Source organism: Pseudomonas sp. NPDC089534 (assembly GCF_044749305.1).
GTDB classification, from domain to species: domain Bacteria; phylum Pseudomonadota; class Gammaproteobacteria; order Pseudomonadales; family Pseudomonadaceae; genus Aquipseudomonas; species Aquipseudomonas ekonensis.
The window spans coordinates 57,754-81,851 of record NZ_JBIVHR010000019.1 but is presented as its reverse complement, the minus strand read 5'-3'; the positions used below and the strand labels follow the sequence as shown (position 1 = coordinate 81,851).

Below are 24,098 nucleotides of genomic sequence, written 5' to 3'. Positions count from 1 at the left end.
CAGCAGCCAACTGATGGCTGCAGAGTGCAAAACCACCGTAGATTCCACCGACCAGATGTCCTTCAACACCAAGGCCATTGAAATCGACAAGAGCTGCAAGACCTTCACCGTCGAACTGACCCACTCCGGCAGCCTGCCGAAGAACGTGATGGGCCATAACCTGGTGATCAGCAAAGAGGCCGACATGCAGCCGATCGCCACCGACGGCCTGGCCGCCGGCATTGACAAGAACTACCTGAAAGAGGGCGACGCCCGCGTCATCGCCCACACCAAGATCATCGGCGCCGGCGAGAAGGACTCGCTGACCATCGACGTGTCCAAGCTGACCGCCGGTGAAGCCTACGGCTTCTTCTGCTCGTTCCCGGGCCACATCTCGATGATGAAGGGCACCGTCACCGTCAAGTGACGGCGAGGGGGCCGTCGGCAGCGACCGACGCTCAGGCCAAAAGAAAGCCCGCCGGGGATCGACTCCCCGGCGGGCTTTTTCATGTGTCCGGCTTTAAACCGCTTCATCGTTCATCGCGAGCAGGCTCGCTCCCACAGGGGCAGCGCAAACCTGCTGGCGATGAAGTCAGCCGGATCGTTCGTCAATCACGGCGCAAACGGCATCACCCGCTTGTGGTGGGTCTTTCTGTACGTGTTGACGATGATGTCGAACGCTTCCTGGCGCACCGGTTCGCCGTGCAGGAAGGCGTCGATCTCGACGTAGGTCACGCCGTGGGACGCCTCGTCCGGCTTGCCCGGCGCCAGGTCTTCCAGGTCGGCGGTCGGGATCTTCTCCACCAGCGGTTCCGGCGCGCCGAAGCTGCGGGCGATCGCCCGCACCTGGTTCTTCACCAGCCCGCTGAGCGGCGCCAGGTCGCAGGCGCCGTCGCCGAACTTGGTGAAGAAACCCATCACCGCTTCCGCCGCGTGGTCGGTGCCGATCACCAGGCCATGGGCGGCGCCGGCGATGGTGTACTGGGCCACCATGCGCATGCGCGCCTTGGTGTTGCCGAGCACGAAGTCTTTCTGCACCGCTTGCTTGCCTTCGAACGCCGCCACTTCACCGGCCAGGGATTTCACCGCAGGTCCGATGTTGACCGTGTGGCGCTCGTCGGGGTCGATGAAGTCCACCGAGGCCTGGGCGTCGTGCTCGTCGAACTGCACGTCGTAGGGCAGGCGCACGGCGATGAACTTGTAGCCGTCGTCGCCGCTGCGCTCGCGCAGTTCACGCATGGCGCGCTGGGCGAGCAGGCCTGCGGTCAGGGAATCGACGCCGCCGCTGATGCCCAGCACGAGGGTCTTGAGGCCGGAGTCGACCAGGCAGTCCTGGATGAAGGCGACGCGTCGGGCGACTTCCGCCTCGAGGGCCTTGTGGTCCGCGAACGGCGGCTGGACCTTGAGCTGTTCAGCAATCTCACGCTGTACGGCTTGCATGAATTCACTCCTTGCTAGATAGGCTGGAAACGGCAGGAACCTGGAAAACGTGTCGCAAGTAGGCGACGAAATTCGGGTCTTTGCAGTGGGTCTTGCCCGGCTCGTCGGAGATCTTCGCCACCGGTTGGCCGTTGCAGGCGGCCATTTTAAGCACGATGCTCATCGGTTCGACACCCGGAATGTCACAGGTGAGGTTGGTGCCGATGCCGAAGCTGACGTTGATCCGGCCGTGCAGGGCCCGGAAGATCTCCAGCGATTTGGGCAAGGTCAGGCTGTCGGAGAACACCAGGGTCTTGCTCATCGGGTCGATGCCGAGCCTGTGGTAATGGGCGATGCATTTTTCGCCCCACAGCACCGGATCCCCGGAGTCGTGGCGCAGGCCGTCGAAGAGCTTGGCGAAGTACAGGTCGAAATCGCCGAGGAACGCGTCGGTGGTGATGCAGTCGGTCAGGGCGATTCCCAGCAGGCCCCGGTATTCGCGCACCCAGCAGTCGAGGGCGGCGCTCTGGCTGTCGATCAGCCGCGGGCCGAGTTGCTGGTGGGCCATGATCCACTCGTGGGCCATAGTGCCCAGCGGTTTCATGTCCAGTTCCCGGGACAGGTGCACGTTGCTGGTGCCGACGAAGCGGCCGGGGAAGTCGTGCTTGAGCACGTTCACCACTTCTTCCTGCACGCGGTACGAGAACCGGCGGCGGGTGCCGAAGTCGGCGACCTGCAACTGCGAAAGCTCTTCGGTCGAGGCATTGGCGTTGAGCCAGTCGAACTTGCGGTACAGCTGCTCGCGGGCCAGCTCCAGGGTGATGTCGCGGTAGCGGTAGCGGTTGCGCACTTCGCTGACGATCGCCAGCAGCGGCACTTCGAACAGGATCACATGCAGCCACGGCCCGCGCAGGCGGATGAACAGCTCGCCGTTGTCGATGCCGGTGTGCAGGTAGCGCAGGTTGAAGCGGAACAGGCCGAGAAAGCGCAGGAAGTCCGGCTTGAGGAAGGAGATGCGCTCCAGGAAGCCCAACTGGTCGGCGCTCAGGCTCAGCTCGGCCAGGCGCTCGATCTGGAAGCGGATCTCCGCCAGGTACGGGCGCAGGTCCTCGGCGTTGCGGCAGCGGAACTCCCATTCGACTTCGACGTTGGGGTAGTTGTGCAGCACCGCCTGCATCATCGTCAGCTTGTAGAAGTCGGTGTCGAGCAGGTTCTGCACGATGCGATCGGCAAACACACTCTCGCTCATAAACGGTCTCCGGACGGGCCGCGCGATGGCGCGGCATCAATCGATGGCGCTAGTGGCGCACATCGGCGGCAGGAAACGCCAGCAAAATTTGCCGGGCGAGGCACGTTGCCGCGGCGGGTCAGTGCGCAACCGGATCCGGGCTGTCGACCTGCTCCAGCATCCATTTCACGAAATCCCGCACTTTCGGCACTTCCGCCGCGTGCTCCGGGTAAGCCAGGTAATAGGCATCGGAACTGGGCATCGCGTGGGGCCACGGGATGACCAGCTTGCCGTCGGCCAGTTCCTCTTCCACCAGGAACTTCGGCAGCAGCGCCACGCCGCAGCCGACCTGGGCGGCGCGGATGCACATATAGAAGGTTTCGAAGCGCGGGCCGTGATAGCTGTGCTCGGTCTGGAGGCCCTGGCTGTCGAACCAGTCGTGCCAGGCCTGCGGGCGCGAGGCGTTCTGCAGCAGCACCAGGTCCGTCAGTTGCGTGGGGTCGGTGAACGGCGTGGCCGGCAGGCTGCCCGGCGCGCACACCGGCACCAGCTCTTCGCCGAACAGCTTCAGGCACTCGGTGCCGGGCCGCGAGCCCTGGCCGAAGTAGAACGCCAGGTCGCTGCGCCCTTGCAGCAAGTCGTCGGCCTCGTGTTCGTTGCACAGGTCCAGGTGGATCGACGGATGGCGCAGCCGCCAGCCCTTGAGGCGCGGCACCAGCCAGCGGGCGCCGAAGGTCGAGGGGGTGGAGACCCGCAGGACTTCGGTCTCGCCGCCGTAGGAACGCAGGTAGTGGGTGGACATCTCCACCTGGGTGAGGATCTTGCGCACCTCCACCAGATACAGGTCGCCGGCCGGGGTCATCTGCAGGCGCCGGCGCACCCGGCGGAACAGCAGGTGCTGCAGCAATTCCTCCAGCTGCGCCACCTGCTTGCTGACGGCGCTCTGGGTCAGGTTCAGTTCCTCGGCGGCCCGGGTGAAACTCAGGTGCCGGGTCACGGCCTCGAAGCACTGCAGCGCGGTGATCGACGGCAGGTGGCGTTTGTTGAGCATGGGCAATCCTTTTTCTTGTGTTCTGGCCGGCATTCTCTGGCCGGCATGACGCAGCATGAATAAACGGAATGATATCTCGCGTAAAGGTCGTTTGTTGCACAGCCGCCCTGAGGCTACAACTAAAGGCCTGCACGGCCGCTTCAGCGTGGCCGCCCACATTCAGTTTCCGCTTGAGGAGTGACCCATGGTTGCCGCATTGCTTGATCGTCTTGGTGTGAACCCGGCCCTGTACCAGAACGGCAAAGTGCCGGTGCATTCGCCCATCGACGGCAGCCGCATCGCTGCCGTGAACTGGGAGGGCCCGGCCGAGGTCGAGCAGCACATCAGTCGCGCCGATCATGCGTTCGCGCTGTGGCGCCAGGTGCCGGCCCCGCGCCGCGGCGAGCTGGTGCGCCAGTTCGGCGAAGTGCTGCGCGCGCACAAGGCCGACCTCGGCGAACTGGTGTCGTGGGAGGCCGGCAAGATCACCCAGGAAGGCCTGGGCGAAGTGCAGGAGATGATCGACATCTGCGACTTCGCCGTCGGCCTGTCGCGCCAGCTGTACGGCCTGACCATCGCATCCGAGCGTCCGGGCCACCACATGCGCGAGACCTGGCATCCGCTGGGCGTGGTCGGGGTGATCAGCGCCTTCAACTTCCCGGTCGCGGTGTGGGCGTGGAACACCACGCTGGCGCTGGTCTGCGGCAATCCGGTGGTGTGGAAGCCGTCGGAGAAGACCCCGCTCACCGCGCTGGCCTGCCAGGCGCTGTTCGAACGGGTGGCGAAGAATTTCAGCGACGCCCCGGCGCACCTGAGCCAAGTGGTGATCGGCGGCCGCGACGCCGGCGAGGCGCTGGTGGACGATCCTCGCGTGGCGCTGATCAGCGCCACCGGCAGCACCCGCATGGGCCGTGAAGTGGCGCCGAAGGTCGCGGCGCGGTTCGCCCGCAGCATCCTGGAACTGGGCGGCAACAACGCGATGATCCTCGGCCCGAGCGCCGACCTGGACATGGCCGTGCGCGCCATCCTGTTCAGCGCCGTCGGCACCGCCGGCCAGCGCTGCACCACCCTGCGCCGGCTGATCGCCCACGAATCGGTGAAAGAGGAAATCGTCACCCGCCTGAAGGCCGCGTATTCGAAGGTGCGCATCGGCCATCCGCTGGAAGGCAACCTGATCGGCCCGCTGATCGACAAGCACAGTTTCGAGAACATGCAGGATGCGCTGGAGCAGGCCCTGAGCGAGGGCGGCCGGGTGTTCGGCGGTCAGCGCCAGTTGCAGGAACAGTTCCCCAACGCCTACTACGTGTCGCCGGCCATCGTCGAAATGCCGGAGCAGAGCGACGTGGTGTGCAGCGAGACCTTCGCGCCGATCCTGTACGTGGTCGGCTACACGGATTTCGAAGAGGCCCTGCGCCTGAACAACGCCGTGCCGCAAGGCCTGTCGTCGTGCATCTTCACCACGGATGTGCGTGAGGCCGAGAAGTTCATGTCGGCGGTGGGCAGCGACTGCGGCATCGCCAACGTCAACATCGGCCCGAGCGGCGCGGAGATCGGCGGCGCGTTCGGCGGCGAGAAGGAGACCGGCGGCGGCCGCGAGTCGGGTTCCGACGCCTGGCGCGCCTACATGCGCCGCCAGACCAACACCGTGAACTATTCGCTGGAACTGCCGCTGGCCCAGGGCATCACCTTCGACTGAGCCGTCGGTGAGATGACGATCCCCTGTGGCAGCCGGCCTGCCGGCGACGGCGACGGGTCAGTCGACATCGATGTTGGCTGATGTGCCGCTTTCGCCGGCAGGCTGGCTGCCACATTCTGGACAGAGTGTTTGTTGGGTTTCTGTTGGAGTCTGGCAATGCCGTTACGCGAAGAATGTCTGTGGGAAACCCTCACGCCGCAAAGGCCCGACAACGCGGCGCTCAAGGGTGAGGTCAAGGTCGATGTCTGCGTGGTCGGCGCCGGGTTCACCGGGCTGTCGGCGGCGCTGCATCTGTTGGAGAAGGGCAAGCGCGTCTGCGTGCTCGAAGCCCACCGTGCCGGCCATGGCGGCTCGGGGCGCAACGTCGGGCTGGTCAACGCCGGGATGTGGATCCCGCCGGACGAGATCGAGGCCGGGTTCGGCGAGGCGGTGGGCAGCCAGCTCAACCGCATGCTGGGGGCGGCGCCGGCGCTGGTGTTCAGCCTGGTGGACAAGTACGCCATCGATTGCCAGCTGCGCCGCGAAGGCACCCTGCACATGGCGCACAACGCCCGGGGCGAGGCGGATCTGCGCAGCCGCGAAGAACAGTGGAAGCGCCGGGGCGCACCGGTGGAACTGCTCACCGGGCAGGCCTGCGAGCGGGCCACCGGCACCCGCAAGATCGCCGCCGCGCTGCTCGACCGCCGGGCCGGCACCCTCAACCCGATGGGCTATGTCACCGGGCTGGCCAAGGCGGTTGCGGGCCTCGGCGGGCAGGTGTTCGACCATTCGCCGGTCGTCCGGCTGGAACGGCAAGGGGCGCACTGGTCGGTGCAGACCGAACAAGGCTCGGTGCTGGCCGAGCAAGTGGTGATCGCCTCCAACGCCTACACCGAGGGCGACTGGACCGAGCTCAAGCGCAATTTCTTCCCCGGCTACTACTATCAGGTCGCCTCGGTGCCGCTGACCGAGGACGCCGCCCAGGAGATCCTGCCGGGCGGGCAGGGCTCGTGGGACACCCGCCAGGTGCTGAGCAGCATCCGCCGCGACAAGGACGGCCGGCTGCTGCTCGGCAGCCTGGGCAACGGCAACCAGAAGCCGGCGTGGTTCCTCAAGGCCTGGGCCGACCGGGTGCAGCGGCATTACTTCCCCAACCTCAAGCCGGTGGAATGGGAGTGCACCTGGACCGGGCGCATCGCCTTCACCCCCGATCACCTGATGCGCCTGTTCGAGCCGGCGCCCGGCATCGTGGCCGTCACCGGTTACAACGGCCGTGGCGTCACCACCGGCACCGTGGTCGGCAAGGCCTTCGCCGACTACCTGTGTAACGGAAATCCTCAGGCCCTGCCGATCCCCTTCGCACCGATGCAGCCCCTGGCGGGCGTGGGGCTGCGCAGTTGCCTGTACGAGGCCGGGTTCTCGCTGTATCACGCGGGCCAGTGCCTGCGCATCGTCATCTGAGTGTTGAAATTTGTTGCTCCGCGCGGCGCTTTCCGGCGCAGCGACTAGCCTGTAATGGTGCGGGCCGTAGCAGTCCCGCACCAGCAGTGTGCAGTTCGGTGACGCGGGCTGTTACAGGCAGGTTGCACGTCGTTTGGCGCCGCGGTTGCAATGATGGCGCGCGAAGGTTGCGCCTCAAAAAAACCTTGGTTTCACCTTCCGCGGTTTAGACGGTTGCACGCCCAATGAAAATGGGAACGAAACAGTCGAAATAACAAGAAAGCAGCGACTTTTTGAAGAATAAAAAACCGATGGCACGGCCCTTGCTCTGAGCATTCAGTGAAGTGAAGTCGCAGTGCCAACTAAAAAAAACCTTGGAGCACCACCTCATGTCCCAGACGTTTTACAAGAAAGGCTTCCTCGCCCTCGCAGTGGCTGCTGCGCTGGGTGTCTCTGCGTTTGCTCAAGCTGATGTGAAGATCGGTGTGGCGGGCCCGATGACCGGCGCCAACGCGGCATTCGGCGAGCAGTACATGAAGGGGGCACAGGCGGCGGCGGACGCGATCAACGCGGCGGGCGGCGTCAACGGGGAGAAGATCGTGCTGGTCAAGGGCGATGACGCGTGCGAGCCGAAGCAGGCCGTGACGGTCGCCAAGGACCTCACCAACCAGAAGGTCGCCGGCGTGGTCGGTCACTTCTGCTCTTCCTCCACCATTCCCGCTTCGGAAATCTACGACGAAGCCGGCATCATCGCGATCACTCCAGGCTCCACCAACCCGCAGGTCACCGAGCGCGGCCTGAGCGCCATGTTCCGCATGTGCGGCCGTGACGACCAGCAGGGCATCGTCGCCGGCGACTACATCGTCGACGTGCTCAAGGGCAAGAAAGTCGTCGTGCTGCACGACAAGGACACCTACGGCCAAGGCCTCGCCGACGCCACCAAGGCCCAGCTGGAAAAACGCGGCGTGAAGCCGGTGCTGTACGAAGGCCTGACCCGCGGCGAAAAAGACTTCAGCGCCGTGGTCACCAAGATCCGCGCGGCCGGTGCCGACGTGGTCTACTTCGGCGGCCTGCACCCGGAAGCCGGCCCTCTGGTCAAGCAACTGCGCACCGAAGGCCTGAAGGACGTGAAGTTCATGTCCGACGACGGCATCGTGACCGACGAACTGGTGACCACCGCCGGCGGCCCGCAATACGTCGACGGCGTGCTGATGACCTTCGGCGCCGACCCGCGCCTGCTGCCTGACAGCAAGACCGTCGTGGACGCTTTCCGCAAGGCCGGCACCGAGCCTGAGGGCTACACCCTGTACGCCTACGCCTCGGTCCAGACCCTGGCCGCCGCGTTCAACGGCGCCAAGTCCAACAGCGGCGAGAAGGCCGCCGAGTGGCTGAAGGCCAACCCGGTGAAGACCGTCATGGGCGAGAAGGCCTGGGACAAGAAGGGCGACCTGAAGGTGTCCGACTACGTGGTCTACCAGTGGGACGCGACCGGCAAATACCACCAGCTGGAAAAACAGAAATAAGCGTCGGCCCGACCGGCTGATCCCCGCAGATCCCGTGTGGGAGCGAGCCTGCTCGCGATGACGGACCGACAGGCGCCAACGGTGCCGAATGTGAGGCCGTCATCGCTGGCAGGCCAGCTCCCACAGGGGGCGCGGGGGCTGACCGGTCGCGGCTGACCCTGCTCCGACGTAAATCTGTATTTTTCCTAGAAGAGCCGCGCGCCCTCGGGTGTGCAGGTTCTCACTGCGTGAGATTGCGTTATGGATGGTATTTTCCTGCAGCAACTGGTCAACGGCCTGACCCTCGGGTCGGTCTACGGCCTGATCGCCATCGGCTACACAATGGTCTACGGCATCATCGGCATGATCAACTTCGCCCACGGCGAGGTTTACATGATCTCCGCTTACCTCGCGGCGATCAGTCTGGCACTGCTGGCTTACTTCGGTATCGAATCCTTCCCGTTGCTGATGCTCGGCACCCTGGTCTTCACCATCGTGGTCACCGGAGTGTACGGCTGGGTCATCGAACGCATCGCCTACAAACCCCTGCGCAACTCCACACGGCTGGCGCCCCTGATCAGCGCCATCGGCATTTCCCTGATCCTGCAGAACTACGCCCAGATCAGCCAGGGCGCCCGCCAACAGGGCGTGCCGACGCTGCTCACCGGCGCCTGGCGGATCGACGTCGGCACCGGCTTCGTCCAGCTCACCTACACCAAGGTCTTCATCCTGGTGGCGGCGTTCATCGGCATGGGCCTGCTGACCTACGTGATCAAGTACACCAAGCTCGGCCGCATGTGCCGCGCCACCCAGCAAGACCGCAAGATGGCCTCGATCCTGGGGATCAACACCGACCGGGTGATTTCCTACGTGTTCATCATCGGTGCGGCGATGGCGGCCCTGGCCGGCGTGCTGATCACCATGAACTACGGCACCTTCGACTTCTACGCAGGCTTCGTCATCGGCATCAAGGCGTTCACCGCCGCCGTGCTCGGCGGGATCGGTTCGCTGCCCGGCGCGATGCTCGGCGGGATCATCCTGGGCATTTCCGAGTCGCTGTTCTCGGGCCTGGTCAACTCCGACTACAAGGACGTGTTCAGCTTCTCGCTGCTCGTGCTTGTCCTGGTCTTCCGGCCTCAGGGCCTGCTGGGCCGTCCTCTTGTGTCGAAGGTGTAAGCGATGTCTTCAACCACTGCCAAATCCATTGATGTGAAAAAGAGTGTGGTCGAGGCCATCCTGGCCGGCCTGATCGCCCTGATCGTGTTCGGCCCGATCGTCGGCGTCGTGCTCGACGGCTACAGCTTCAACCTGGAACCCACCCGCGTGGCGTGGATCATCGCCATCGTCATGGCCGGACGTTTCGCCCTTAGCCTGTTCCTGCAGACGCCGAGGGGCCTGCGCATCCTCGACAGCTTCGAGAGCACCGGCTCCGGCGTGCACGTGCTGCCGCCGGACTACAAGTCTCGGCTGCGCTGGATCATCCCGCTGATGATCGTCGTCGCCGTGGTGCTGCCGTTCTTCTCCAACTCCTACCTGCTGGGCGTGGTCATCCTGGGCCTGATCTATGTGCTGCTGGGGCTGGGGCTGAACATTGTGGTGGGCCTGGCCGGCCTGCTCGACCTGGGTTACGTGGCGTTCTACGCCATCGGCGCCTACGGCCTGGCGCTCGGCTACCAGTACCTGGGGCTGGGCTTCTGGACCGTGCTGCCGCTGGCGGCGATCACCGCCGGCCTCGCCGGGTGCATCCTCGGGTTCCCGGTGCTGCGCCTGCACGGCGACTACCTGGCGATCGTGACCCTGGGCTTCGGTGAGATCATCCGCCTGATCCTCAACAACTGGCTGTCCCTGACCGGAGGCCCGAACGGCATGCCGGCGCCGCTGCCGACCTTCTTCGGCCTGGAGTTCGGCAAGCGGGCGAAGGACGGCGGGGTGCCGTTCCACGAGTTCTTCGGCATCGCCTACAACCCGGACATCAAGTACTACTTCATCTATGCGGTGCTGTTCCTGGTGGTGCTGGCCGTGCTGTACATCAAGCACCGGCTGGTCAAGATGCCGGTGGGCCGCGCCTGGGAAGCCCTGCGCGAGGACGAGATCGCCTGCCGCTCGATGGGCCTGAACCACGTGCTGGTCAAGCTCTCGGCGTTCACCATCGGCGCCTCCACCGCCGGCCTGGCCGGGGTGTTCTTCGCCACGTACCAAGGCTTCGTCAACCCGACCTCCTTCACCTTCTTCGAGTCGGCGCTGATCCTCGCCATCGTGGTGCTCGGCGGCATGGGCTCGACCATCGGCGTGGTGATCGCCGCGTTCGTGCTGACGGTCGCCCCGGAACTGCTGCGCAGCTTCGCCGAGTACCGCGTGCTGCTGTTCGGCATCCTGATGGTGTTGATGATGATCTGGCGACCGCGGGGGCTGATCCGCATCAGCCGCACCGGCGTCACCCCACGCAAAGGTGCCATTCACTATGAGAGGGCTGCGCCATGAGTGAAGTCGTGCTCTCTGTCGAGAAACTGATGATGCATTTCGGCGGCATCAAGGCGCTGAACGACGTCAGCCTGAAAGTTAAACGCAACTCGATCTTCGCCCTGATCGGCCCCAACGGCGCCGGCAAGACCACCGTGTTCAACTGCCTGACCGGGTTCTACAAGGCCTCCGGCGGCAAGATCGAACTCAACGTGCGCGGCCGGCAGACCAACGTCATCCAATTGCTGGGCGAGTCGTTCAAGCCGACCGACTTCGTCTCGCCGAAGACCTTCGCCAGCCGCCTGTACTACAAGATGTTCGGCGGCACCCACCTGGTGAACCGCGCAGGCCTGGCCCGCACCTTCCAGAACATCCGCCTGTTCAAGGAGATGTCGGTGCTGGAGAACCTGCTGGTGGCCCAGCACATGTGGGTCAACCGCAACATGCTGTCCGGCATCCTCAACACCAAGGGCTACCGCAAGGCCGAGAGCGACGCGCTGGATTGCGCGTTCTACTGGCTCGAAGTGGTGGACCTGGTGGACTGCGCCAACCGTCTGGCCGGTGAGCTGTCCTACGGCCAGCAGCGCCGCCTGGAGATCGCCCGGGCCATGTGCACGCGGCCGCAGATCATCTGCCTCGACGAACCGGCCGCCGGCCTCAACCCTCAGGAAACCGAAGCGCTGAGCGCGATGATCCGGCTGCTGCGCGACGAGCACGATCTGACCGTGGTGCTGATCGAACACGACATGGGCATGGTGATGAGCATTTCCGACCACATTGTGGTGCTGGACCACGGCGTGGTGATCGCCGAGGGCGGCCCTGAAGACATCCGTCACGATCCGAAAGTGATTGCCGCCTATCTGGGCGCCGACGAAGAGGAAGTGGTATGAGCCGACCGATCCTCGAACTCAAGGACCTGAACGTGTACTACGGGCCGATCCAGGCCCTCAAGGGCGTTTCGCTGCACATCAACGAGGGGGAGACGGTCAGCCTGATCGGCTCCAACGGCGCCGGCAAGTCCACCCTGCTGATGTCGATCTTCGGCCAGCCCCGGGCGGAGTCCGGGCAGATCCTCTACCAGGGCGTGGACATCACCCACAAGTCGTCGCACTACATCGCCTCCAACGGCATCGCGCAGTCGCCGGAAGGGCGGCGGGTGTTCCCCGACATGACCGTCGAGGAAAACCTGCTGATGGGCACCATCCCGATCGGCGACAAGCATGCCAAGGAAGACATGCAGCGCATGTTCGAGCTGTTCCCGCGGCTAGAGGAGCGGCGCAGCCAGCGGGCCATGACCATGTCCGGCGGCGAGCAGCAGATGCTCGCCATCGCCCGTGCGCTGATGAGCCGGCCCAAGCTGTTGCTGCTCGACGAGCCGAGCCTGGGCCTTGCGCCGATCGTGGTGAAGCAGATCTTCGCCACCCTGCGCGAGCTGGCGAAGACCGGCATGACCATCTTCCTGGTCGAGCAGAACGCCAACCATGCGTTGAAGCTGTCCGACCGGGCCTACGTGATGGTCAACGGCGAGATCCGCCTCAGCGGCACCGGCAAGGAGCTGCTGGTGAACGAGGAGGTGCGCAACGCCTACCTGGGCGGGCACTGAGTTTTCCACAGCAAGGCACAGCCCCGGGTCGCAAGCCCCGGGGCTTTTTCATGCCCGGACGGTGCCTTGAACCCAGTGGGAGCGAGCCTGCCCGCGATGGCGGCGGCACATTCAGCCTCGCAGGTCGCTGAGGCGAACAGGTTCGCTCCCGCAGTTGACTTTCGGCGAATGCCTCAATTGTGGAAAACCAAATCTCCAACCTGCCGAAGCGCGACATAAAGACGCTGCAAACGGCTGTTTTTGCACGGTTTTGACTTGTCCCCACCGGCTGTGGAACCGGCTGTGCATAACGTGGGAGTAGCTGGCTGAAAGCCTTTTAAACCGTGGCTTGCAGCTTGATGGGTGTTTTTTGATCAGCGATTTTTTGCCGGGTCGATGACCCGTTTGTCAACCCTTTTGTCAGCCCGGCAAAGGGCCCGTCAGGGTGTGCGCAATCCTGTGGATAACTCTGTGGGCAATCTCTGGAAAGACGCCGCAGAGGGCCGTGGCTACTGGCCTCGCGCAATCACGCCGGTGACTGCCCGGTCGTGCAGGATGCCCGGTGCGGCACAAGTGCTTGCTCAGGGTCAAGGGAAAAACTTTGCATTTGGCCCGCAAAGCCTTGTGCGGCGCGGCTTTGCGCCTTTCCAGTTGCCCCCGGAAACTGTGGAAGGGATTGTGGATAAGGTGCGGGCATCCGGCTACAGGCCGCGGTGGCTGCGGTGTCCAGGCGATTGAGCGTTTTTTGTACAGGGGGCGGAGGTTGCCCACAGGGTAAAGGCCGGGCATGCTGCCCGCTGATTGTCCATTCCAATGGCTGCCCACGGCGGCCGAAGCAAGGAGAACACGATGTCCAACACCCTGTTTATCACCGGCGCGACCTCCGGTTTCGGCGAAGCCTGCGCCCGACGTTTTGCCGAGGCCGGCTGGAAACTGGTGCTGACCGGCCGTCGTGAGGAACGCCTGAAGGCCCTGTGCGCAGAACTGTCGAAACAGACCGAAGTGCACGGCCTGGTGCTGGACGTGCGCGACCGCAAGGCCATGGAAGAGGCGATCGCCGACCTGCCGCCGTCCTTCGCCACCCTGCGCGGCCTGATCAACAACGCCGGGCTGGCGCTGGGCGTGGATCCGGCGCCCAAGTGCGACCTCGACGACTGGGACACCATGGTCGACACCAACGTCAAAGGCCTCATGTACAGCACCCGCCTGCTGCTGCCGCGCCTGATCGCCCACGGCCGCGGCGCGGGCATCGTCAACCTCGGCTCCATCGCCGGCAACTACCCGTACCCGGGCAGCCATGTGTACGGCGCGACCAAGGCGTTCGTGAAGCAGTTTTCCCTGAACCTGCGCTGCGACCTGCAAGGCACTGGCGTGCGCGTGAGCAACATCGAGCCGGGCCTGTGCGAAAGCGAGTTCTCGCTGGTGCGCTTCGCCGGTGACCAGGCGCGCTACGACGCCACGTACGCGGGTGCCGAGCCGATCCAGCCGCAGGACATCGCCGAGACCATCTTCTGGGTGCTCAACGCGCCGGCGCACATCAACATCAACCGTCTGGAACTGATGCCGGTGAGCCAGAGCTGGGCCGGGTTCGCCATCGAGCGCAACAAGGCTTAAGGATCCTGTGGCGAGCGAGCTTGCTCGCGCCGGGTTGCGCAGCCGCCCCGATCGGGTGTGAGCGCTGCGCACTCAAGCGCGGGCAAGCTCGCCACAGGTCAATTCAGGTAATCGGCCAGCCCGCGGTAGCAGGTCGCCAGGTGATACGGCGTGGTGGACGGCATGTCCTTGCGGCTGACGGCGCCGTCGGCGTCGCGGCACTCGTGCCAGCCGCCCTCATGCAGGAAACGCCGTTGCAGCGCCTGCAACTGGCGCAGCACCGCCGCTTCGCCGCCTGCCCGCAAGGTCAGCGCCCGCAGGTATTCGGCCTGGGCCCAGATGCGCTGGGTCGGATCCTTCGCAGGACGGCCCGGCACCGGATCCAGCATGGCCAGCACCGCGCCGGTGGCAGGCTCCACGCCGTGCCGTTCGCTGAACGCGAAAGCCTGCTCCAGCGCGCCGTGCAGCGTCGAGCCGCGCAGCAGAGGCGAGGATTCGAGCAGGAAATACCACTCGAACTGATGCCCCGGTTCGTACCAGTTATCCACAGCCCCCAGCGGTTTCTCCAGCAGCACGCGGTGCTGCGGGTCGATGAAGCGCGCGTGCATGGCTGTGCATAACTCGGTCAGCGCCTGCTGCACGGCGGCGTCTTCACGCACCGCCAGGGTGGCCAGGAACGCCTCGGCCAGGTGCATCAGCGGGTTCTGCAGGGGGCCGGTCTCCAGGGTGATCCAGTCCGGTCCGAGGCACGCCTCGTAGAGGCCGTCACCGGTGGCGAAGCGCCGGGCGATGATTTCCAGGGCGGCGTCGAGGGTCGATTCCACCAGCGGTTCGCGCACCTTGTCCCAGTAATGGGCGCAGGCGAACAGGATGAAGGCGTGGGTGTAGAGGTCCTTGCGCCGGTCCAGCGGTTTGCCCTGCGGGTCGATGCTGTAGAACCAGCCGCCGTGCTCGGCGTCGTGGAAGTGCCGCTGCAGCGAGCGGAACAGCGCCGCTGCGCGGGCTTCGGCGCCCTCGACCTGGCCGATCAGGCTGGAAAACAGGTACAGCTGCCGCGCGCAGGCCATCGCCCGGTAGCGCTGCGGCGGCAAGGGGCGGTGCGCGGCGTCCAGCGCCTCGAAGGGCAGCGCCATGTCGGCGTTCCAGCCAGGGCCTTGCCAGAGCGGCACGATCACGTCGAGAAAGTGCTGTTGCACCTGACCGAACAGGGCGGTCAATTCAGGCAGGGAGGCGGAACGGGAAGCTTGCGGCATGGGCGGACGTCGTCACGGCTGGGGCGATTGCGCGACATGGTAGCAGAGAGCTCGGCCTGAGAGACGCGGTGTCTGTCAGGCCGCCTTCGCCAGCGGGGCTGGCTCCCACATGGGGTCAGCGCAAGCCCGAAACCCGTGGGAGCCAGCCCTGCTGGCGATGAGGCCCGATCCGGCAGCGCGGATCAGCCCGCCAACAGCCAAACCCCGGTCGCCGCGGACGCCGCGCCGGCCAGCCGCACCAGCGGCGCGGCGGCCTGAGGCAGCGCGCGCACCACGCCATAGCCCGCCGCATGCAGCGCTGCGGTCGCCACGACGAAGCCGGCGGCATACGCCCATGGGCTCGACATGTCCGGCAGTTCCAGCCCATGGGCCACGCCATGGAACAGGGCGAACAGCGCCGTCGCCGCCACCGCCATCACGAGCGGCGGGCGCACCGCCAGCGCCACGGCCAGGCCGAGCGCCAGCACCGAGGCGGCGATGCCGCTTTCCAGCGCCGGCAACTCCAGGCCCTCGAAGCCGAGCAGGCCGCCGATCAGCATGGTGCCGACGAAGGTGCACGGCAGCGCCCAGCGGGCCGCGCCCCGTTGCTGGGCGGCCCACAGGCCGACGGCCAGCATCGCCAGCAAATGGTCGAGACCGCCGATCGGGTGGCTGATGCCGGCCACCAGGCCGCTGTCGCCGTGGCCCGGATGGGCGAAGGCCAGGGCCGGGGCGAGGAGCAGGGCCGCGGCGGCGAAAATGCGTTTGAGCGTCATGGATAAGCTTCCTTGTTGATGAGTGAGTCAGGCCGCCGTCAGCAGCCCCTGGCGTTCGATGAAGGCGATGATTTCCTCAAGTCCCTGGCCGGTCTTCTGGTTGCTGAACACGAACGGCTTGCCGTTGCGCATCCGTTGGGTGTCGCTGTTCATCATCTCCAGCGAAGCGCCGACCAGCGGCGCCAGGTCGATCTTGTTGATCACCAGCAGGTCGGACTTGCAGATCCCGGGGCCGCCCTTGCGCGGCAGCTTGTCGCCGGCCGAGACGTCGATTACGTAAATGGTCAGGTCCGACAGCTCCGGGCTGAACGTGGCGGACAGGTTGTCGCCGCCGGACTCCACCAGGATCAGGTCCAGCCCCGGAAAGCGCCGGTTCAGCTGATCCACCGCCTCAAGGTTGATCGAGGCGTCCTCGCGGATCGCCGTGTGCGGGCAGCCGCCGGTCTCCACGCCGATGATGCGTTCCGGCGCCAATGCCTCGTTGCGCACCAGAAAGTCGGCGTCTTCGCGGGTGTAGATGTCGTTGGTGACCACGGCCAGGTTGTAGCGTTCGCGCAGGGCCAGGCACAGGGCCAGGGTCAACGCGGTCTTGCCGGAGCCGACCGGGCCGCCGATGCCGACGCGCAAAGGTTGTGTGTTCATGCGGTTCTCCAAACTGAAAGGGCCTAAGAGCGGAACAGGCGGCTGTACTGGCGCTCGTGGGCCATGCACGCCAGGGACAGGCCGAACGCGGCGCTGCCGATGCGTTCGGGGTCGATTCGGGTGGCATCCTGCTGGGCCTGCTGCAGCAGCGGCAGCAGTTCGCTGGTCAGGCGCTGGGCGGCTTGCTGGCCCAGCGGCAGGGTTTTCATCAGCACGGCCAACTGGTTTTCCAGCCAGGCCCACAGCCAGGCGGCGAGGGCGTCCTGGGGGCTGATCCGCCAGGCGCGGGCGGCCAAAGCCCAGCCCAGGGCCAGGTGCGGCTCGTCGCAGCGTTCAAGACAGGTTCGGGCGGAGGCATCCAGTTCCGGCAGGCCGCCGAGCAGTTGCTGCAGCGAATAACCCATCTGCCGGCTTTCCAGGTGCAGTTCGCGGGTCTCGCGGCTGGCGCGGTGGGCTTCGCAGAGCCGCAGCAGTTCGTCCCAGCGTTCATCGGCGGCGGCCAGGCAATGGGCGAGCAGCAGCGGCGCCTCGAACCGGGCCAGGTTCAGCAGCAGTTGGTCGCCGATCCAGCGCCGGGCGCTGTCCGGGCTGTCGACGCGGCCGTCGTCCACCGCCATTTCCAGCCCTTGGGAATAGCTGTAGCCGCCGATCGGCAGCTGCGGGCTGGCCAGGCGCAGCAGCGCCCAGGCCGGGTTCACAGGCGCACGCCGAACTGGTGGAGTTTCGGCGCGTAATTGAAGTCCGCGTCACCGTGGTGCGAGTGGTGATGGCCGCCGCCGTAGGCGCCGTGCTCCGGCTGGAACGGCGCTTCGATGGCGTCGACCTGTGCGCCGAGCTGTTCGAGCATGGCCTTGAGCACGTAGTCGTCGAGCAGGCGCAGCCAGCCGTCGCCCACTTGCAGGGCGACATGGCGGTTGCCCAGGTGGTAGGCGGCGCGGGTCAGTTCGAAGGCGCTGGCGCAGGTGACGTGCAGCAGTTGTTCGGGGCGGGCGCAGACCCGCACGATCCTGCCGTCCTGGGCCTCCAGGCATTCGCCGTCGTGCAGCGGCGGCTGGCCGCGCTCCAGGAACAGCCCGACGTCCTCGCCGTCGGCACTGAAACAGCGCAGGCGGCTCTTGCTCCGGGCTTCGAAGGTCAGGTGCAGCTCGGCGGCCCATGCGGGCTGAGGGGCGATTCGGCGATGGATCACCAGCATTGGAGCGCTTCCGGCAGTGGACAATGCTCAGGCTAGAGCAAGGGGCTTGCCAATCGGGCGAGGCGTAGGAAAACCCTGTCGGAGCGTAGTGGATGTTTCAAGATGTTGCAGAAATGTGAGGCGTTTTGGTGCGTGAAGATTTTTACATGCACCAAATGAAGGCCCGTGATGCCCCCTTTTTGGAAGCAACTGTATTGATCCGGGCTTGCGGCGTTATGGATGGCTCCCGCAGGAGCGGTGCGGCGGGGATTATTCGGTGCTGCCCAGGCCTTGCCAGTGCTTGAGGCCGATGAAGATGAAGCGCAGTTGCTGGGTGATCTTCGCTTGCGGCGTCAGGTGTTCCGGCAGGGCTTCGGCCGGCGGGTCGATGATGTCCGGGAGGGTGGCGAACACCGACTTGACGATCAGGTCGGCCATCACGCTCAGCGCCGCAGCGTTGAGGTGCTGGAGCTTGGGCATCAGCGAAAGGTCCGCCGCAAGGTCCGAGCTGATTCCTTCGCGCAGGCGGCCGATGGCCTGGCGCACCGGCAGCGAACCGCCGTACTGTTCGCGGGCCAGGAACAGGAACTGCGAGCGGTTGGCGCTGACCACGTCGAGAAAGATCCGCACCGACGCATCGATGATGCCGCCCATGACGAATTCGTTGTGGCGCACCAGGCGGATGGTCTCGCGGAAGGTCTGGCCGACTTCGCGCACCAGTTCCAGGCCCAGTTCGTCCATGTCGGCGAAATGCCGGTAGAAACCGGTGGGCACGATCCCGGCGGTTTTCGTGACTTCGCGCAGGCTCAGGCTGCCGAAGCCTCGGCCGCTCTCCATCAAATGGCGGGCAGCGTCCATCAGGGCGTTGCGGGTCTGTTGTTTCTGTTCGGCGCGGGGCAGCATCAGCGGTGGGTTCTGGGCAGGACAAGCGCCGCACTCTAGCAAATCGGCTTTGCCGGCGTCGAACGGTGGCGGGCATGTTGCGCAGGAAGGGGTGGGGACTGGGGTGCCGGGGGCCGAAAAGTCAAAAGCCCGATCGGGTGATCGGGCTTTTTTTCCGGGCCGTCATGGGCTCAGCTCAGCGAGGCGTTGCGTTCGATCACACGGTCACCACCGCCTTCGGCGAGGGTCTGGCCTTGTGGGGTGCGGTCGGAGCCGTCAGCCGCCAGGGTCTGGCCTTGTGGGGTGCGGTCGGAGCCGTCGGCCGCCAGGGTCTGGCCTTGTGGGGTGCGGTCGGAGCCGTCAGCCGCGAGGGTCTGGCCTTGTGGAGTGCGGTCGGAGCCGTCAGCCGCCAGGGCTTGGCCTTGTGGGGTGCGATCGGAGCCATCCTGAACCAGGCCTTTCTCTTCCAGGCGGTTACGGCCGTTTTCTGCCAGGGTCTGACCCTGCGGCGTGCGGTCGGAGCCGTCGGCGGCGATGGTTTGGCTGAATACCGAGTGGCTGGCCTTGACTTGCGGGGTGGCCTGATCGGCGGCCGGCAGGGCGAAAGCGGTGCTGGCCAGCATGGACAGGGTAAGGCTGAAGAGTAATTGGCGTTTCATGATGGTTGCTCCTTGGGAGGGCGATAAAGTGGGTACGAGGGCAATGCTACTCTCGATAAGTCGATATAAAAGTTCATAAACACAATGGTAATAATCAACAGAATTGATTGTTCGTGCGGGAGGCTCTAGACCGGGCCTCTCGGGCGATCGGTTTTGCACCGAGGTGGGTATTTTCCACCCACCCATGCCTCGCAAACGTGCGGGGGGCGGTAACGCTTCCTCGACCGACCGGTCAGGATCGGCGTGTTTTTTTCCGCCGCCGAAAGCCTTTCGATTAAACCTGCGTCCGGTTTGCCAGTCGTAGATTCCATGTAGGGCCTTTCGGGGCCGCCGCCGTCTTCAGGAGCTTTGTGCAATGACGCGCACCCAAAAAATCCTTGCCTGGGCCTTCGCCACCTTTGTCCTGCTGTTGGCGGCGTTGGTCCTGACCATCGTGTTCTTCGATTGGAACCGGATCAAACCGCCGCTCAACGCCAAGGTCTCGGAAGAACTGCACCGCACGTTCGCCATCAATGGCGACCTGTCGGTGGTCTGGCGGCGCGAGCCGGACGAGGGCGGCTGGCGCGCCTGGGTGCCGTGGCCGCATGTGGTGGCCGAGGACCTGAGCCTGGGCAACCCGGACTGGTCGAAGCAGCCGCAGATGGTCACCCTCAAGCGCGTCGAGCTGCGCCTTTCGCCGTTGGCGCTGCTGGCGCAGCGGGTGGTGATCCCGCGCATCGACCTGACCGGCCCCGAAGCCCAATTGCAGCGGCTGGCCGACGGCCGCGCCAACTGGACGTTCACCTTTGATCCCAAGGATCCGGACGCCGAGCCGTCGAACTGGGTGGTGGACATCGGCGCCATCGGTTTCGACAAGGGCCACGTCACCCTGGACGACCAACACCTCAAGACCCGGCTGGACGTGCTGATCGATCCGCTGGGCAAGCCGATCCCGTTCAGCGACATCGTCGGCGAAAAAGCGGCGAAGACCGCCCAGGACAAGGGCGCCGCGCCACAGGACTACGCGTTCGGCCTGAGGGTCACCGGCCAGTACCACGGCCAGGCGCTCGCCGGGCAAGGCAAGATCGGCGGACTGCTGGCCTTGCGGGACGCCGGCAAGCCGTTCCCGCTGCAGGCCCAGGCGAAGATCGGCGAAACCAGCGTCGAGCTGGCGGGCACCCTCACCGACCCGCTCGACCTCGGCGCCCTCGATCTGCGCCTGAAACTGGTCGGCGCCAGCCTCGGCAACCTCTATCCGCTGACCGGCGTGACCCTGCCGGACACCCCGCCCTATGCCACCGACGGACACCTGACCGCCAAGCTGCACGAGCCCGGCGGCGCGCAGTTCCGCTACGAGCAGTTCAACGGCAAGATCGGCAGCAGCGATATCCACGGCGACCTGGCCTATGTCGCCAGCCAGCCCCGTCCCAAGCTCACGGGCGCGCTGCTGTCCAACCAACTGCTGTTCAGCGATCTGGCGCCCCTGATCGGCGCCGACTCCAACGCCAAGCAAAAGGCCCGGGGCGGCGAGAGCAAGCAGCCGGCGGACAAGGTGCTGCCGGTCGAGGAATTCAAGACCGAGCGCTGGCGCGACATGGACGCGGACGTCGAATTCACCGGCAAGCGCATCGTCCACAGCGAGAAGTTGCCGTTCAGCGACCTCTACACCCACCTCAAGCTCAACGACGGCGAACTGAGCCTGGAGCCGCTGCGCTTCGGCGTGGCCGGCGGCAACCTGGACGCGCAGATCCGCCTCAACGGCCGCACCGAGCCGCTGGAGGGCCGGGCCAAACTGACGGCGCGCAAGTTCAAGCTCAAGCAACTGTTCCCGACCTTCGAGCCGATGAAGACCAGCTTCGGCGAACTCAACGGCGACGCCGACCTCAGCGGCCGCGGCAACTCGGTGGCCAAGCTCCTGGGCGGCGCCAACGGCAACCTGAAGATGCTGATCAACGACGGCGCCATCAGCCGCGAACTGATGGAGTTGGCGGGGCTCAACGTCGGCAACTATGTGGTCGGCAAGGTGTTCGGCGACAAGGAAGTGAAGATCAACTGCGCGGCGGCGGACTTCGACATCAAGACCGGCCTGGCCACCACGCGGCTGTTCGTGTTCGACACCGAGAACGCCATCATCTACATCGACGGCACGGCGAACATGGCCACGGAGCAACTGGACCTGACCGTCACGCCGGAGTCGAAGGGCTGGCGCCTGATTTCCCTGCGTTCGCCGCTGTACGTGCGCGGCAAGTTCATCAAGCCGGACGCCGGGGTCAAGGCGGTGCCGCTGATGCTGCGCGGGGCGGGGATGGTGGCGCTGGGCGTGATCGCGGCGCCGGCGGCGGGCCTGCTGGCGCTGGTGGCGCCCAGCGGCGGGGAGCCGAACCAGTGCGCGCCGCTGCTGGAGCAGATGAAGGCGGGCAAGGCGCCCAAAACAGTGAAGAACTGACCGGACAGGGTATGCCGCAGACTATCGGGCCGGTCAAACCCAATAGTCTTGCGCCGGGCATGTCACACGCGCACGAGGTACGCCTGCGGCGAAACCCTGAAGATTGCCGTTTCCTTTTTGCTGCCCAGTTTCTTGATGACGTCCTGACGCAACGCGTTGTAGTTGTCCTCAGCGAGATAGGCCGTCCATTGCGTGACTTGCATGTCGCCCCTGATGTTCTCCTGCGGGATTTCCTCATCCAGAAAACGTTCGTCCACCGCTTCATCCACATCGAACGAGAGGCGGAGTGAGATCATTCGGTCCTGGAGCACGAGCGTGATCATCGGGCAGACGGTGAAGAAGTTGTCTTCGCTGATTCTTTCGAGATCGGTCTTGCTGGATTGGACGTGCTTCAGGAAGTCCGACAGGGCGGGGGAACCCTTGGGCAGCGCTTTGATCGTGGCGAACGCTTCGCCAATCATTTCAAGCTGCTCCGGGGAGAGTGTCGCGCCGGTCTGCCGGGTCAGGAAGTCCAGCAAGCTGCAGGGTTGTCTGGCCAGTGTGCTGGCATTCTGTTGCAGGGTGACCCAGCACAGCAAGCCCATGCTTCTTTTGTATTGAACAAACCATTCTTCGGAACTGACATCGTGACTGTCTGAGACCAGAGAGGCGAGAAGGCTGGAGTGCAGTACGTCACTTGTGGAAGTGTCGGAGTCCTGCGTAAGGAATAGGGTGATGTTTCCATCGACGATGTATAAATCGAATGGCTGATTTTTCATAGGCTGACCCGCAATCAAGTGGCAAGTTTTTGATGAAAGGACTGTGATCGCTCACAGTCCTTTCGGACTCAAGAGACTGACTGCAAATCAGCCGAAGTCAGGAAGTTGCCCCAGATAGTCCTTACCGGCACCGGCCAGCTTCTTGAGCACCTCGTCACGCAGTGCGCCGTAGACGTCGGTGTTGAGATAAACGGCTTGGGCGGCAGTCTTGATGGCGGTTTCCTGTTTTTTCGATTTCCACCACAGGATCCCTGTCGTGCTCTCGCTCACGTCCAGGCTGTTGCAGTTCAGCACCATCATCGGGGCGCCGTGATCGGTCTGCCAGACGGGAGACATGTCGAACTTCGCATCATGGCCGACATTGGAGGAGCGGTTGTAAATGTTGATCAGGCCTTCGTTGTCCTTGATGCCTTCAACGGCTTTCAGGCTGAGTTCAACCAGGCTTTTGGCGTTTGCGCCGAGCAGGCTCTGAATCACGTAGATGGCGACGACATCCATGGTCAGGCCGCTTTGCTTGATGATTTGCTCCTTCACCTGGGCGGTCTGAGTGATCCAGCCAAGTTTAGCCAGGCTGGAGGTGTAGTACGTGTACCATTCGAACATTTCATTGATGGGGTCATAAAGTTTGTCGGCAGCGTTTTGCACCAGCAACTTGCAGTTGTCGACGTCTTTACGGTTTTGTTCGGATACGCCGGCAAGATAGATGTTGACCATTTCCTTGCCGACGGTTCCGCTGTCCTTTCCTGGGTCGATAGGCGTTTCGTCGTCGCTCAGGATACCAATCTCTCGATCTACCGGTACGCCTGGCTTAGTTGGAACTCCCGGGATTCCAGGGACTGTCGGTACGCCTGGATACTCTGGTTTTGCGGGGGCAACAGGCAGTGCAGGCAGGGAATCCAGAAACTCAAGACGATCTTGGATATGCATTGGTTTATTCCTTTAAGTTAGTTTGCAGACTTCTTGTCTGTGGTTTGGAACTTATATTACTAACTGGGTAAAGCCAATGCGGTTCTTGTAACTGAATAAGATGTATTGTTTTGGGTGGGTGGCGGATAAATATAAAGCCCCGCATATGCGGGGCTTTAAGTTTGTCTTGGTTAAAGATCTTTTAATATGTCGGCCATGTCATCGGCATGCTCTTCTTCCTGGGCCAGGATGTCTTCGAAGAGGCGCCGGGTGGTCGGATCCTTCTCGCCCAGGTACTGGATGATTTCGCGGTAGCTGTCGATGGCGATCCGCTCGGCCACCAGGTCTTCGTAGACCATGTCCTTGAGGGTCTTGCCGGCCACGTACTGGGCGTGGGACATCTTCGACAGCAGGTCGGGGTTGAACTCCGGTTCGCCGCCCAGCTGCACGATGCGCTCGGCCAGGCGGTCGGCGTGGCTGGCTTCCTGGGTGGCGTGCTCGAGGAACTCGTCGGCGGCGACGTTGGCCTTCAGGCCGTTGGCCATGAAGTAATGGCGCTTGTAGCGCAGCACGCAGACCAGCTCGGTGGCCAGCGATCGGTTGAGCAGACGCAGCACTTCCTGTCGGTCGGCGCTGTAGGTTTCGGTGACGGCGCCGTTTTCCACATGTTGCCGTGCGCGTTCGCGCAGGCTTTGCACATCAGACAAATGCAGGTCGCTCATGTCGATCTCCTGGG

23 protein-coding genes are annotated in these 24,098 nt (G+C 64.5%); 10 read left to right on the top strand and 13 right to left on the bottom strand.

Annotation, left to right across the window (positions count from 1 at the left end):
• Positions 1 to 406: azurin (azu, locus tag ACIP0B_RS08585; RefSeq protein ID WP_400831193.1), on the top strand; the 406-nt coding region annotated here is incomplete at its 5' end.
• 185 nt (positions 407 to 591) lie between these two features.
• Here azu and nadE read toward each other — a convergent pair.
• The 3 genes from nadE to ACIP0B_RS08570 all read right to left on the bottom strand — a co-directional run bounded on the left by nadE (position 592) and on the right by ACIP0B_RS08570 (position 3,677).
• Positions 592 to 1,419 (bottom strand): ammonia-dependent NAD(+) synthetase, encoded by an 828-nt coding sequence (gene nadE, locus ACIP0B_RS08580; protein WP_400831191.1) that lies wholly within the window; start codon positions 1,417 to 1,419, stop codon positions 592 to 594.
• Between the two features lie 4 nt (positions 1,420 to 1,423).
• Entirely contained in the window at positions 1,424 to 2,647 is a 1,224-nt protein-coding gene (pncB, locus tag ACIP0B_RS08575; protein ID WP_400831189.1) for a nicotinate phosphoribosyltransferase, read from the bottom strand.
• A gap of 118 nt (positions 2,648 to 2,765) precedes the next feature.
• Entirely contained in the window at positions 2,766 to 3,677 is a 912-nt protein-coding gene (locus ACIP0B_RS08570) for a LysR family transcriptional regulator (protein WP_400831188.1), read from the bottom strand.
• 184 nt (positions 3,678 to 3,861) lie between these two features.
• Between ACIP0B_RS08570 and ACIP0B_RS08565 the strand changes: the two genes are divergently transcribed.
• The 8 genes from ACIP0B_RS08565 (at position 3,862) to ACIP0B_RS08530 (ending at position 13,929) form a co-directional block, all read left to right on the top strand.
• Positions 3,862 to 5,352 (top strand): aldehyde dehydrogenase family protein, encoded by a 1,491-nt coding sequence (locus ACIP0B_RS08565; protein ID WP_400831186.1) that lies wholly within the window; start codon positions 3,862 to 3,864, stop codon positions 5,350 to 5,352.
• 156 nt (positions 5,353 to 5,508) lie between these two features.
• On the top strand, positions 5,509 to 6,792 hold the full coding sequence (locus ACIP0B_RS08560; protein WP_400831185.1) for an NAD(P)/FAD-dependent oxidoreductase: 1,284 nt from the start codon (positions 5,509 to 5,511) through the stop codon (positions 6,790 to 6,792).
• 368 nt (positions 6,793 to 7,160) lie between these two features.
• Entirely contained in the window at positions 7,161 to 8,294 is a 1,134-nt protein-coding gene (locus ACIP0B_RS08555) for a branched-chain amino acid ABC transporter substrate-binding protein (RefSeq protein ID WP_085582843.1), read from the top strand.
• A 240-nt stretch (positions 8,295 to 8,534) separates the two neighbouring features.
• Positions 8,535 to 9,449 (top strand): ABC transporter permease subunit, encoded by a 915-nt coding sequence (locus ACIP0B_RS08550; RefSeq protein WP_085582841.1) that lies wholly within the window; start codon positions 8,535 to 8,537, stop codon positions 9,447 to 9,449.
• A 3-nt stretch (positions 9,450 to 9,452) separates the two neighbouring features.
• Complete coding sequence (livM, locus tag ACIP0B_RS08545; RefSeq protein WP_400831184.1) at positions 9,453 to 10,754, top strand: high-affinity branched-chain amino acid ABC transporter permease LivM; 1,302 nt, start codon at positions 9,453 to 9,455, stop codon at positions 10,752 to 10,754.
• Positions 10,751 to 11,623, top strand: coding sequence for an ATP-binding cassette domain-containing protein (locus ACIP0B_RS08540; RefSeq protein ID WP_085582836.1), 873 nt, complete (start codon positions 10,751 to 10,753; stop codon positions 11,621 to 11,623). The genes livM and ACIP0B_RS08540 overlap by 4 nt, the downstream gene beginning before the upstream one ends.
• Positions 11,620 to 12,336 (top strand): ABC transporter ATP-binding protein, encoded by a 717-nt coding sequence (locus tag ACIP0B_RS08535; RefSeq protein WP_400831182.1) that lies wholly within the window; start codon positions 11,620 to 11,622, stop codon positions 12,334 to 12,336. Before ACIP0B_RS08540 ends, ACIP0B_RS08535 begins: the two co-directional genes overlap by 4 nt.
• Positions 12,337 to 13,164: 828 nt before the next feature.
• Positions 13,165 to 13,929 (top strand): SDR family oxidoreductase, encoded by a 765-nt coding sequence (locus tag ACIP0B_RS08530; protein ID WP_400831181.1) that lies wholly within the window; start codon positions 13,165 to 13,167, stop codon positions 13,927 to 13,929.
• Positions 13,930 to 14,027: 98 nt separating this feature from the next.
• Here ACIP0B_RS08530 and ACIP0B_RS08525 read toward each other — a convergent pair whose 3' ends face one another.
• The 7 genes from ACIP0B_RS08525 to ACIP0B_RS08495 form a co-directional block, all read right to left on the bottom strand.
• Positions 14,028 to 15,161, bottom strand: a complete 1,134-nt coding sequence (locus ACIP0B_RS08525; protein WP_400831180.1) for an AGE family epimerase/isomerase — start codon at positions 15,159 to 15,161, stop codon at positions 14,028 to 14,030.
• Positions 15,162 to 15,343: 182 nt separating this feature from the next.
• Positions 15,344 to 15,916: a HupE/UreJ family protein gene (locus ACIP0B_RS08520; protein WP_400831178.1), complete on the bottom strand. Its 573-nt coding sequence runs from the start codon at positions 15,914 to 15,916 to the stop codon at positions 15,344 to 15,346.
• 27 nt (positions 15,917 to 15,943) lie between these two features.
• Positions 15,944 to 16,558 (bottom strand): urease accessory protein UreG, encoded by a 615-nt coding sequence (ureG, locus tag ACIP0B_RS08515; protein ID WP_008001031.1) that lies wholly within the window; start codon positions 16,556 to 16,558, stop codon positions 15,944 to 15,946.
• 23 nt (positions 16,559 to 16,581) lie between these two features.
• The gene (locus tag ACIP0B_RS08510) at positions 16,582 to 17,256 is read right to left on the bottom strand and encodes an urease accessory protein UreF (protein ID WP_400831177.1); all 675 of its coding nucleotides are present in this window, start codon (positions 17,254 to 17,256) and stop codon (positions 16,582 to 16,584) included.
• Positions 17,253 to 17,753, bottom strand: coding sequence for an urease accessory protein UreE (gene ureE, locus ACIP0B_RS08505; protein WP_400831175.1), 501 nt, complete (start codon positions 17,751 to 17,753; stop codon positions 17,253 to 17,255). Before ureE ends, ACIP0B_RS08510 begins: the two co-directional genes overlap by 4 nt.
• Positions 17,754 to 18,002: 249 nt before the next feature.
• Positions 18,003 to 18,635, bottom strand: coding sequence for a TetR family transcriptional regulator (locus ACIP0B_RS08500; RefSeq protein ID WP_400831174.1), 633 nt, complete (start codon positions 18,633 to 18,635; stop codon positions 18,003 to 18,005).
• A gap of 170 nt (positions 18,636 to 18,805) precedes the next feature.
• Positions 18,806 to 19,273, bottom strand: coding sequence for a hypothetical protein (locus ACIP0B_RS08495; protein ID WP_400831173.1), 468 nt, complete (start codon positions 19,271 to 19,273; stop codon positions 18,806 to 18,808).
• Positions 19,274 to 19,628: 355 nt separating this feature from the next.
• Between ACIP0B_RS08495 and ACIP0B_RS08490 the strand changes: the two genes are divergently transcribed.
• Positions 19,629 to 21,698, top strand: coding sequence for an AsmA family protein (locus ACIP0B_RS08490; RefSeq protein WP_400831171.1), 2,070 nt, complete (start codon positions 19,629 to 19,631; stop codon positions 21,696 to 21,698).
• Positions 21,699 to 21,760: 62 nt separating this feature from the next.
• Here the strand turns inward: ACIP0B_RS08490 and ACIP0B_RS08485 are convergent, their stop codons facing one another.
• The 3 genes from ACIP0B_RS08485 to ACIP0B_RS08475 all read right to left on the bottom strand — a co-directional run bounded on the left by ACIP0B_RS08485 (position 21,761) and on the right by ACIP0B_RS08475 (position 24,084).
• Positions 21,761 to 22,456: a hypothetical protein gene (locus ACIP0B_RS08485; protein ID WP_400831170.1), complete on the bottom strand. Its 696-nt coding sequence runs from the start codon at positions 22,454 to 22,456 to the stop codon at positions 21,761 to 21,763.
• 87 nt (positions 22,457 to 22,543) lie between these two features.
• Positions 22,544 to 23,383 (bottom strand): hypothetical protein, encoded by an 840-nt coding sequence (locus ACIP0B_RS08480; protein WP_400831168.1) that lies wholly within the window; start codon positions 23,381 to 23,383, stop codon positions 22,544 to 22,546.
• 170 nt (positions 23,384 to 23,553) lie between these two features.
• Positions 23,554 to 24,084, bottom strand: coding sequence for a bacterioferritin (locus tag ACIP0B_RS08475; protein WP_400831167.1), 531 nt, complete (start codon positions 24,082 to 24,084; stop codon positions 23,554 to 23,556).
• Between the last annotated feature and the right edge of the window lie 14 nt (positions 24,085 to 24,098).